Origin of the sequence: Nostoc sp. DedQUE12b (assembly GCF_034530835.1) — a bacterium.
Taxonomy (GTDB): domain Bacteria; phylum Cyanobacteriota; class Cyanobacteriia; order Cyanobacteriales; family Nostocaceae; genus Nostoc.
Window position 1 is genome coordinate 1 of record NZ_JAVRCI010000138.1, and the last position, 10,730, is coordinate 10,730.

Sequence of the window (10,730 nt, forward strand, 5' to 3'; positions counted from 1 at the left end):
CGGTAAGCTACGCTAACGCACTCACTCTTCCACAACAGGCGATCGCTTAGTTTTTGAGGTTTTCTGCAAAGCGATACCTACGGTAAGCTACGCTAACGCACTCACTCTTCTACAACAGGCGATCGCTTAGTTTTTGAAGTTTTCTGTAAAGCGATCGCACTTTAGGAAATTTTGGAGGTATAGTGTACCCCAGCTACGCCTACGCTTCTATATTTTCAACGATATCGTAATATGATATCATTATATCTGTGGCTATATTCAACTTAACTGAAAGATGGCTGTAATTGTATTGATTAAATGGATCTCAATAACAAACAACGTCAGATTTTAGAGTTAATTTTTACAAATCCTGTACCATCTAATATTCTTTGGAAAGATATTGAAAGTTTATTCGTAGCTTTAGGTGCTGATATTACTCAAGGTAGAGGTTCGCGGGTTCGTGTGAAATTAAATGATTTGAAAGCTGTTTTTCACGAACCGCATCCACAAAATGAGACACAGAAAAGAGCAGTCAAATCTGTTAGAGAATTTTTAATTAAGGCAGGAATTGAAATATGATGACTTATAAAGGATACACAGCTAGTATAGAAGTAGATGTAGAAGCGGGAATACTTTTTGGCCAAGTCCTAGATATTAATGACGTAATTACCTTTAAGGCAAAAACTGTAGACGAAGCGCGTCAAGAATTTCAAATTTCTGTTGATGATTATCTTGCTTTCTGTGAAGAACTAGGAGAGGAGCCTGATAAACCATTCTCTGGTAAACTTCCATTCCGCACAACTCCAGAACACCACCGCAAAATATTTATTGCTGCTAAAAAGGCTGGCAAAAGCATAAATGCTTGGATGGATGAAATCTTAACTGGTGCTGCGGATAAAGTAATCAATAATTAGAGTCAGTCATTCTAAATATGTTTTTCGCTAAAGTGCATTCGCCTTTGGCATTTTTATGGGAATATTCAAGTTGAAATTTTTCTATGGATGCGTTAACTATCAACTTTGCTCCTGTTCTTCAAATCACAGATGAGCAATTCTTTCAGTTATGTCAGATAAATGAATTAATCAGATTTGACCGTAATGCTGGATTAGGTTGGTTAATTGATTTAGAAACTTGGCAAGTATAAATTTATCGCTCTGGTAGAGATGTTGAAGTGCTGCAATCTCCTGCTAGTTTATCAGGAGAAGATATACTGCCTGGATTTGTCCTTAATTTTAAAGATATCTGGTAAATTGATTAAAATACGAAATACGATGCAACATACACAACAGGCGATGTCTAACGACAAGCCACTACGTGTCTACGTATTCTTTTTGAGGATTTCTGCAAGGCGTAGGCGTAGCCCGTCGTAGACATCGCTCATTCTTGGACAACAGGCGATCGCTTTATTTTTGAGGTTTTCTGTCAGGCGATCGCTCTATTGGGCATCAAGGCAGATGTAGCGTTTGATTTGATGGACAAAATCTTGTCCGCTATATTTAAGGTGTACCAGTTGCTTCCTCACTCCAAGTTAATCAGTATGGATATCACAGCTACTTTGAACGAAATCGCAACTCTTAGTGTTGAAGATAGAATCCGTATTGTACAGGCGATTTGGGATAGCATCGCAGCAGAGCAAGTTTACCCTGATTTAACCAATGCACAAGTTTATTTTAAACCTTGAGGCGATTTGGTAACTGAATAACCAATGTATTACAAACCAATAAAACAGTATTAGCATTATACCCAAACCTGTCAGTATAATTTATTAAAACTCTAAATACAAAAAGACCAGCCTCCCACAGCTGGTCTTATAAGTGTTTTTGCGTTGTCTTCTCAAGAGAGTTAAAACCCAATTGCGCATTCCCAAAATACAACGGGCAACTTTTCTTAACAATATTGTAACAGCCAACACAGATTTTTCCAGAATATTCATCAAAAAAAGATATATACAAAGCTTAAAAGCCTCTATCTATCAGGATAATTCAGCAGATCGCAGGGTATAGATGGCAGAGATAAAGGCAGACAAGGGAGAAAATTTTACCTTGTCTTCCTTATTCTTCTTATCCCTGCGTCAGTCTCAATCGATCAATTTCAACTTGACAGACTGCTGATGCTGGGAGCGATTTCTGCATCTGTTGATGTTTCGCCCACACGGAGGATTTTAGCCCCCAATTGCTGCAACTTCACATCAAGTCGATCGTAGCCGCGATCTAGGTGCTGTAAACCTTGAATTGTGGTTTGTCCTTCTGCTGCTAGTCCAGCGATGACTAACGCTGCCGATGCTCGTAAGTCTGTACCTAATACTGGTGCGCCAGATAATTTTGGTACTCCTCGAACGAAAGCAGCATTGCCTTTGACACGAATGTCTGCCCCCAAACGATTCAACTCAGAGGCATGACGCAAGCGATTTTCAAAGACGGATTCGTTAATTACGCTATCGCCTTCTGCCAATGCCAGTAAAGCCATGAATGGTGCTTGCATATCTGTGGGGAAACCTGGATGGTATTGAGTTTCAATATCCGTTGCCTTAAGAGTTTCCGCTGGCAGAATGTGCAAGTGGTTAGGCTTTTCATCAATTATTGTCACTCCAATATCCCGCAGCTTGGCAATTACTGGGATGAGATGTTCTGGAGCCACTGGCGAGAGAAGAAGTTCTGAGCGAGTAATTGCTGCTGCTAGCAAAAACGTCCCAGCCTCAATGCGATCGGGAATAATGCTGTAGTCAACAGAATGCAACTTGGGGACTCCTTCGATAATAATTCTGCTAGTCCCCGCGCCCTTAATCTTCGCTCCCATTGCATTACAAAAGTTAGCTAGATCGACTACTTCCGGTTCTCTGGCAGCATTTTCGATGATCGTTTCACCCTCTGCTAGGGTAGCCGCCATCATCAAGTTTTCTGTCGCTCCAACGCTGGCAATGTCTAAGTAAATCTTCGCACCTTTTAATCTCCGGTTGCTGCCAGGGACATAGGCATTACAAATGCCATGCTCAATTTGTACTTCCGCTCCCATTGCTTGCAGTCCTCGAACATGCAAGTCAACTGGTCTTGCCCCGATCGCACAACCGCCTGGTAAGGGCATCTGTGCTACTCCCAGTCTTGCCAAAATGGCTCCAATGGCGAAAAAACTCGCTCTCAACTGGGTAACTAATTCGTAGGGAGCTTTTGATGTTTTAATCTCGCTAGCGTTGATGTCTAAAATGTCGCCTTGTCGCGTTAATTGCACGCCCAAAGCTGATAACACCTGACCCATCCGCTCTACGTCCGCTAACAAAGGGACATTACGAATACGACAATCGCCCGGACACAGCAAGGCTCCAGCCATGATTACCAGTGCTGAATTTTTTGCCCCGCTAATTTTTACATGACCCCGCAAAGGATGCCCACCCCAAATTTGCAAGACTGAGGAGTCTGCTTCTGGAGTAATTTTGGCATCTGGTAAGATGGTAGAAGGATTAATAAGCCTACCTCCAAAAGTAATACGTATTTTATATGTTTGAAGTTGGTTTTGATTCTACAGTAAAGATTCAAAATGTCCACGTTTTAAAGCACTGTTTGGTATAAAAAAATTGTTTTTTGGGTAAGAATCCAGGCTGGGAAGAAGCGCTAGCAAGCTTTTTGAGCTTTTTAAAAAATTTAAAAAAAGAATGAATAAGTAGTAGTTTTAAGCAAAAATAAATACTCAGTAAAATAACTTAAGTGTTCTCTAAAAATCAATGCTGTATTGTCCAGTTAATATTTTGATTCGACCTTGTACGTGAAAAACTCGTTTCCAGTTAAAGACTTTTAACGAGGCATTATGCTTTTACTTGACAAAGGTAAAACATAACGCAATAATAAGAAATTGTCGATAAGCACAAATGCCAGCGGAACTGGCGGAATTGGCAGACGCGCTAGATTCAGGTTCTAGTGCCGCAAGGCTTCCGGGTTCAAGTCCCGGGTTCCGCATAAGCAGTGCTGAGTGCCGAGTAGTGAGTGCTGAGAAGGAAAAACTCAGCACTTACTATTCGGCACTCACAATTAAAAATGTTGACCAGTTTACAAAATTCCTTAGTCAAGCAAATTCGTAAGCTGCACTCTACCAAGGAGAGGCACAAGCAACAGTTATTTTTACTAGAAGGGACACACCTGTTAGAAGAAGCTTGTGCGGTCAATTACCCACTAGAGACAGTGTGTTGTACCCCAGATTGGCAAGTAGCCCATTCTTCGCTGTGGGAAGAAGCTTGTAGCCGATGCGATCGCGCCGAAATTGTCAGTCAAGAAGTCTTGGATGCGATCGCTACCACAGTCCAACCGGATGGTGTGGTGGCAACGGCAAAACGAAGCCAACGCCAAACTCAACTACCATTTACTGGTTTGGTGCTAGCTTTAGAAACCGTGCAAGATCCTGGGAACCTGGGTACAATGATTCGCACCGCCGCCGCCGCAGGAGCATCAGGGCTGTGGGTAAGTGGGGATAGTGTAGATTTAGATAGTCCTAAAGTTCTACGTGCTTCAGCAGGACAATGGTTTCGCCTCGCAACAGCCGTAACCGAAGATTTAAAAGCGACAGTCCAACAAAGTCAGCAGGCAGGAATGCAGGTAGTGGCAACTTTACCAGATGCGACTTTAACTTATTGGGAAGTAGACTGGCGAAAACCCAGTATGATTTTACTGGGAAATGAAGGTGCTGGATTGTCAGTAGATTTAGCAGCGATCGCAGACCACCAAGTAAGAATTCCTTTGAGTCCTGGGGTGGAATCCTTGAATGTGGCGATCGCAGCCGCTTTAATGTTGTACGAAGCTCAACGGCAACTAATTTGTCAGTAATAAATTTTAACTTTTTACCCCAATTGGGTTTTTGTTATTTCTTCGAGATATTGTTCAATATCAGCAACTGCGTCCTCAAGAGCGGCTAAATCAATATCTATCAAGTCTTCATCGAGTTCGACTTCAGTGAAAGTACTACTATGCAGTTGGGGGATTTCTTCTTCCTCAGTCGAACTTTCTTGTAAAATATCCTCCAACTGTTCGAGGGACTGTTGAAATACTTGATCGGCAGCACGGCGCTGTTCTGGCTGATTTTGCTCCATAATATTAACTTGAAAATCCTAATTTACTGACTTAATTTTGATTCTAGTTCCTACAGATTTAAATTTTGCACTTATAACATCATAGTTGTGTGCTGTATCAACTTTAGCAATGGTTATCCAGAATATCGATAGCTGTCTCCAATTGCTAAGACGGGAGATTTATTGCCATGCTACGGGTACACTAAATCAAGTTTGGCTAATGTTTAGGCAAGTTTTATAAAACAGGTCTAATACTTAATTTGATAGACTATCCTAAATTTGAAATTATAAAAACTGGTAGCTCAGGGCTGATAACTAACTATGAGTGAAGCCTTATTCTGTATCGAAAATCTGCGAGTTGCCTATCCTGCTCGAAGTGGAGAAGAAGCAAGCTGGGCGGTTGATGATGTATCTTTCACCTTGAAACCAGGTGAAAGAATGGGATTGGTGGGAGAGTCAGGTTGTGGTAAATCAACTATCGGACGGGCAGTAATGCGTTTACTACCAACCTCTAGCCGGATTGAGGGACGGGTGACATTTCAAGGACAGTCGGTGTTTGACTTGACACCTAACCAGTTGCGGAAATTTCGGGGAGAAGCGATCGCCTTAATTTTTCAAGATCCCATGACACGGCTCGATCCGTTGATGACCATTGGTAAGCATTGTATCGAAACCCTCCAGGCGCACTCACCAGAATTATCAACGCGGGAAGCTAAAGAAAAAGCACTTGCTACCTTGGCAAAAGTGAATATTCCAGTCAGTCGCTGGAATCAGTATCCTCATGAGTTTAGCGGTGGAATGCGACAAAGGGTAGCGATCGCTTTAGCTTTACTCCTCAACCCCAAATTTATTGTTGCTGACGAACCCACTACCAGTTTAGATGTCACCGTATCCGCGCAGATATTGCAAGAATTAACTCGCCTGTGCGGTGAAGAAAATATGGGATTGTTGCTGATTTCTCACGATTTAGCAATGGTGGCTGAGTATTGTGATCGCATTGGCGTGATGTACAACGGCAAAATGGTCGAAATGGGTTCTACAGAAACCGTATTTAGGCAACCTCAACATGAATATACGCGATCGCTTTTAAAAGCAGCATTACATATTCAAGCAGTAACTGATAGTGGAGAATTGATAATTGCCAATGATGAAGAAAAGCAATTACCGATTATTAATCAGCAATCTCCAATTTTGAGTGTTACAGAACTCAAGCAACACTACACTATAGAACCTAATTTTATCGAACGACTGCTTAACACACAAGCGCAGACAATTAAAGCAGTAGATGGAATCAACCTGGATCTTTATTCAGGAGAAATTCTTGGTTTAGTCGGAGAATCAGGTTGTGGTAAAAGCACACTATCACGAACAATATTGCAACTAATTCGTCCCACTAGTGGCAAAGTTGAGTTTTTAGGACAGGATTTAACTAAACTATCGCGTCAAGAAATTCGTTCCTCGCGGCGACAAATACAAATGGTTTTTCAAGACCCTCATGCTTGTCTCAATCCAGCGATGACAGTGGGACAAAGTATTGCAGATCCTTTATTTATCCACAATTTAGCTAATCCTGCCAAAGCAAAAGAACAGGTTTTGTGGATGCTAAATAAAGTTGGCTTAACACCGCCAGAAGTGTATTATGAGCGTTATCCATCGGATTTGTCTGGTGGACAACAGCAAAGAGTAGCGATCGCTCGTGCTTTGATTACTCACCCGAAACTCTTAATCTGCGATGAACCAGTGAGTATGTTAGACGCCAGCGTTCAGTCGCAGGTGCTAGATTTGATGTTGCAATTAAAGGAAGAATTTGAGTTAACTTATCTATTCATCACTCACGACCTTTGGTTAGCTCGATTTTTGTGCGATCGTATTGCCGTGATGAATGGCGGTAAAATTGTCGAACTCGGTCTTACAAAAAATATTTTTGCTAATCCTCAGCACCCTTATACCAAAACCTTACTAGCTGCTGCTCCCTTACTAGCACGCGCTTAACTAAATAAAATTAGGAGTTAGAAAGTTTAAAACTTCTAACTCCTGTACAGACGCAGATTAATCGCGTCTTTTAACTCTCTTCCCTTCCCTTAAGTAATTTAGTTGTTTCTCCACTCGAACCATATAGCTCAACAAACCTTTTAAACAGCAACGCACTCTCGTGATTTGAAGTCCTACTTAAATTGAATAAACGCTCTATATTTTTTTCAGCTAAAGCTCTTAGATACGGCAAATCTTCAAAGAGTGTCAAACAAGAAGCAAAATGCAATATTATTTGTAATAATGGTTTTGGCCACTCTAAATCACTATAAATATCTATAAACAACTGATGTTCTGAGTCATTTAAAGGGAAAGCATGAAATATAACAATTATCCTTTTGTTATTGTAGACTGGAATACTCAGTTCAACAGCGTAGGGAGTATGTAATATTAAATCTACCTCCACAGTTGGTTGTCGCCAAATTCTTAGAGGATTAGCTGGTGAATCTAATATCGTTTGAAATGTGATTTTACCACCGACGTTTGTAGTTTGGAACTGGCTAATACTAAGAATTTTAAGATTATTAAGGCTAAACCTATGAATTGTTTCTAAATGCTTTAAGTTCAATAGATGATATATTTGGCAAATATAAGGGAATGGTAAAATATACTCTTGGCTAATCATGTGTAGCTTTTTTAATTGAAGCTTATTAGCTTGAGCACGATCGAGATATTCCTGATATTGGCTGGGATCTAAATCATTGCTATTAAAGCTTTCTTCCGGCTTGAGATATAGCCAACTTACAAAAAAGAAAAAGGCTGTAAATAGTTGAAATATTTCTATAGGAGATAAATAACCATCGACGAATGCAGCTATACTTCTATCGGTTATTCCGAAAAGCCAAGATGGAATGCCAAATAGCCAAATACTACTTTTGATTTGATCTATAAAAAGCGCAATATCAACAATATTTGAAATATTACTATCTTGCTTTACACTTAATTTATTATTAAAACAATTAATAGACATGGTATTTGGGCTTATAAGTAATCCATATAAACTTATATTTATATTAAATTTAAATAAAAAAATATGATGATGACCTCTATCTTTAGCTATATATACAATTTGTATTCATTCATACAAACTTACATCCAGTTTTTATAAACATGGCTACAAAATAAAATTTATTATGCATAATCTTCAAATAGATGTGCATACAGGAACATAAGTTTGTTTATAAGCCTTGCTGTTAAAGGATTTAAAATTCTATTCTTTGGTTTAAAAAAACTTTGCTAAACCATTTATGTTCACTGAGTTAAAAATTACAACTCTCTCAATCTGACAAAAGTAGTATATAAATATTCAGATAAAATAGTTTATTTTTATTGATATAAGAAAATTATCTATTTCTCTAGAAGTAATACGGAATGAGACGTTAGAAATAAAAACTTAGAATGTCCAACTAAGGAGTTATAAATTTTATCTAGTATAAAAAATAAAACAGGTAAGGCTTAGGGACATTCCTCTATTTATTGTAACCGTGATGTCTTTTGTAGTGGCTCATTGCATACTTGCTAGTAGAGTTAGCCATTATATGTAAGCGAGGTACAAGTACCCTAGCTGGCAAAGTACCTGTGACAATTACGATAGAAGCGGTAGAATTGCTACTCTTAACACTGTATTATTTTTGAATATTTTCTGAAGATTTTTCGAGACGGTAGCAATGACTATTCGCCATGCGACTGAAACTGACTTGCCTGCAATTGTGGCAATTTACAACACTGCAATTCCTAGCCGCATGGCAACCGCTGACTTAGAACCAGTATCTGTGGAAAGTCGCCTTGCTTGGTTTAAGGGGCGATCGCCTTCACAACGCCCACTTTGGGTAATCGAAGTAGACGGAATAATTGCTGGATGGCTTAGTTTTCAATCCTTTTATGGGCGACCTGCCTATAGTAAGACTGCCGAAATTAGTATTTATATCGCCCCTAGCTTTCATCGGTGTGGTTTGGGACGACAACTCTTAGCACAAGCAATTAGTGAAAGTCCTAGTTTGGGTATAAAGAGCTTAGTATGCTTCATTTTTGCCCACAATCGGCCCAGTTTAAAACTTTTTGAAACATTTGGTTTTCAACGTTGGGGACATTTGCCTAAAATTGCCGAACTTGACAGCGTTGAACGGGACTTAGTAATCATGGGACTGCAAATTAGTAAACCTGTTGTTTAAAGCGATCGCTATTTTCTCAGACTTATAAATCAAATTCGCTCACAATTGGTCTACATTAATTCCCCATTCTTGTAATAAAGCATCGCGAGCTTTTGACTGAGCCTCAGATCGTTGTCCTTCTTGCTGTCGTTGTGGGTCTAATTCCAAAAAACTCAGAAAGCGATCGCCATCAGGACGACAAATTTGCAGTTCTTCTGCTTTTTTGGGCTTGGGGTGATGATTGTCGTGAAACCTAGCAGTTCTCCGTGTGTGTCTTTTCCAGAGGTGTATTTTCCTACTGAATATTGCCTCACGTTAAATGCCAGGAAGTCAAACCCAGGATGTTCTGTACCATTGCCAACTCCCTTATCCTTGGCCTTTTGGGACTCCCAGTGTAGCCAGCCTTATTTCACTGGTTATGTACTAACGACAGTTCAGACGCATCTTCGTTTTCCTACTCATAGGTTCTTGCTTATTAGCTGTGAAAGTTGTGCTAATAATGATGCTTTTTGTCCCAATACAGTTCATTTAACCATTTCTTTATTCTCTCACTGTCCTCTGTGGTTCATTAAAAAATTGACTTTGACAAAGGGTTTTAGCCTTAACTGAAGACATTTTTTCAGGCTTTGATCCTTGCAAAATGCGACATTACATCGACTTTGCACTAGGATGATTCGCCTCATTATATTTAAAGTACAATCCTCATACTCAAATCCAACCACTTCGAGTGAGTAATTGGCGCACTGCTAGAAATATAGTCAACACCCACCTCTGCTACACCGCGAATCGTTTCCAAAGTCACATTCCCCGAAGCTTCAATTTTCACCCAGCTATCCTGTCGGCGAATCAACTGCACCGCCTGACGCATCATATCCAAAGGCATATTGTCCAACATAATAATGTCAGCCTTGTGCTCCAAAGCTTCTTTCACCTGCTCTAAACTTTCAGTCTCTACCTCTATTGTCAAGGGATAAGGTATCTGAGAACGAATACGGGTAACACCTTCTCCAATTCCGCCAGCCGCCGCAATGTGATTATCCTTAATCATCACCGCATCATCCAACCCCATGCGGTGATTAATCGCCCCACCCAACGCAGTCGCGTACTTTTCCAACAGTCTCAGCCCTGGCGTAGTTTTACGCGTATCCACCAACTGAGCAGGTAAATCAGCAATTTTCTCTACATATATATTAGTCAACGTAGCAATCCCACTCAAGCGCATAGCCAAGTTGAGCGCGACCCGTTCCCCCATCAGCAATGCATCCAGTGAACCATAAATTTCAGCTACTACCTGTCCCGGCTCACACCATGTACCTTCAGCCGCAACTGCCACAAAGCTGACTTTATGATTCAAAATCTGAAATACCCTAGCAGCAACTGGTAATCCAGCAATAATCCCAGAAGCTTTAGCTACCCATTTAGCCGAACCTAGCGTTACATCTTCTACTAGTAGTGAATTTGTAGTGCGATCGCCCCTACCAATATCCTCCAATAACCAGCTACGCAAAAGAGGATCTAAA

At 40.3% G+C, this 10,730-nt stretch carries 11 protein-coding genes, 1 tRNA gene and 1 pseudogene; 9 read left to right on the top strand and 4 right to left on the bottom strand.

What is annotated here, in order from left to right; genetic code table 11:
- Window positions 1–297: 297 nt before the first annotated feature.
- The 4 genes and pseudogenes from RMY16_RS32315 (at window position 298) to RMY16_RS32330 (ending at window position 1,660) form a co-directional block, all read left to right on the top strand.
- Complete coding sequence (locus RMY16_RS32315; RefSeq protein ID WP_322739801.1) at window positions 298–558, top strand: type II toxin-antitoxin system HicA family toxin; 261 nt, start codon at window positions 298–300, stop codon at window positions 556–558.
- Window positions 558–893 carry a type II toxin-antitoxin system HicB family antitoxin gene (locus RMY16_RS32320; RefSeq protein ID WP_322739808.1) on the top strand — a complete coding sequence of 112 codons (336 nt, stop codon included), beginning with the start codon at window positions 558–560 and terminating at the stop codon, window positions 891–893. The genes RMY16_RS32315 and RMY16_RS32320 overlap by 1 nt, the downstream gene beginning before the upstream one ends.
- A 176-nt stretch (window positions 894–1,069) precedes the next feature.
- Window positions 1,070–1,228: pseudogene (locus RMY16_RS33265) on the top strand (Uma2 family endonuclease); the annotation flags it as partial.
- Between the two features lie 288 nt (window positions 1,229–1,516).
- Window positions 1,517–1,660: an addiction module protein gene (locus RMY16_RS32330; RefSeq protein ID WP_416211727.1), complete on the top strand. Its 144-nt coding sequence runs from the start codon at window positions 1,517–1,519 to the stop codon at window positions 1,658–1,660.
- 410 nt (window positions 1,661–2,070) lie between these two features.
- Here RMY16_RS32330 and murA read toward each other — a convergent pair whose 3' ends face one another.
- On the bottom strand, window positions 2,071–3,438 hold the full coding sequence (murA, locus tag RMY16_RS32335; RefSeq protein WP_322662941.1) for a UDP-N-acetylglucosamine 1-carboxyvinyltransferase: 1,368 nt from the start codon (window positions 3,436–3,438) through the stop codon (window positions 2,071–2,073).
- 406 nt (window positions 3,439–3,844) lie between these two features.
- Here murA and RMY16_RS32340 point away from each other — a divergent pair.
- Window positions 3,845–3,926 (top strand) — tRNA-Leu (locus RMY16_RS32340).
- Between the two features lie 78 nt (window positions 3,927–4,004).
- A complete protein-coding gene (locus tag RMY16_RS32345) occupies window positions 4,005–4,787 on the top strand; it encodes an RNA methyltransferase (protein WP_322739802.1) in 783 nt (260 codons plus the stop codon).
- A gap of 14 nt (window positions 4,788–4,801) precedes the next feature.
- On the opposite strand, the gene RMY16_RS32350 is transcribed toward RMY16_RS32345, so the two are convergent.
- Window positions 4,802–5,050, bottom strand: coding sequence for a hypothetical protein (locus tag RMY16_RS32350; protein WP_322662724.1), 249 nt, complete (start codon window positions 5,048–5,050; stop codon window positions 4,802–4,804).
- Between the two features lie 300 nt (window positions 5,051–5,350).
- On the opposite strand from RMY16_RS32350, the gene RMY16_RS32355 reads away from it, so the two are divergent.
- On the top strand, window positions 5,351–7,021 hold the full coding sequence (locus tag RMY16_RS32355) for an ABC transporter ATP-binding protein (RefSeq protein ID WP_322739803.1): 1,671 nt from the start codon (window positions 5,351–5,353) through the stop codon (window positions 7,019–7,021).
- A 70-nt stretch (window positions 7,022–7,091) separates the two neighbouring features.
- Here the strand turns inward: RMY16_RS32355 and RMY16_RS32360 are convergent, their stop codons facing one another.
- Entirely contained in the window at window positions 7,092–8,030 is a 939-nt protein-coding gene (locus tag RMY16_RS32360) for a hypothetical protein (protein ID WP_322739804.1), read from the bottom strand.
- Window positions 8,031–8,727: 697 nt separating this feature from the next.
- Here RMY16_RS32360 and RMY16_RS32365 point away from each other — a divergent pair.
- Window positions 8,728–9,231 carry an N-acetyltransferase family protein gene (locus RMY16_RS32365; RefSeq protein ID WP_322739805.1) on the top strand — a complete coding sequence of 168 codons (504 nt, stop codon included), beginning with the start codon at window positions 8,728–8,730 and terminating at the stop codon, window positions 9,229–9,231.
- Between the two features lie 92 nt (window positions 9,232–9,323).
- A complete protein-coding gene (locus RMY16_RS32370; RefSeq protein ID WP_322739806.1) occupies window positions 9,324–9,467 on the top strand; it encodes a hypothetical protein in 144 nt (47 codons plus the stop codon).
- 431 nt (window positions 9,468–9,898) lie between these two features.
- Here the strand turns inward: RMY16_RS32370 and nadC are convergent.
- The coding region (gene nadC / locus RMY16_RS32375) for a carboxylating nicotinate-nucleotide diphosphorylase (protein ID WP_322739807.1) at window positions 9,899–10,730 on the bottom strand (832 nt) is incomplete at its 5' end.

Coding starts and splice junctions, on each gene's coding strand:
- RMY16_RS32315 (WP_322739801.1), top strand. CDS start 298: ATGGATCTCAATAACAAACAACGTCAGATTTTAGAGTTAATTTTTACA.
- RMY16_RS32320 (WP_322739808.1), top strand. CDS start 558: ATGACTTATAAAGGATACACAGCTAGTATAGAAGTAGATGTAGAAGCG.
- RMY16_RS32330 (WP_416211727.1), top strand. CDS start 1,517: ATGGATATCACAGCTACTTTGAACGAAATCGCAACTCTTAGTGTTGAA.
- RMY16_RS32345 (WP_322739802.1), top strand. CDS start 4,005: ATGTTGACCAGTTTACAAAATTCCTTAGTCAAGCAAATTCGTAAGCTG.
- RMY16_RS32350 (WP_322662724.1), bottom strand. CDS start 5,050: ATGGAGCAAAATCAGCCAGAACAGCGCCGTGCTGCCGATCAAGTATTT.
- RMY16_RS32355 (WP_322739803.1), top strand. CDS start 5,351: ATGAGTGAAGCCTTATTCTGTATCGAAAATCTGCGAGTTGCCTATCCT.
- RMY16_RS32360 (WP_322739804.1), bottom strand. CDS start 8,030: ATGTCTATTAATTGTTTTAATAATAAATTAAGTGTAAAGCAAGATAGT.
- RMY16_RS32365 (WP_322739805.1), top strand. CDS start 8,728: ATGACTATTCGCCATGCGACTGAAACTGACTTGCCTGCAATTGTGGCA.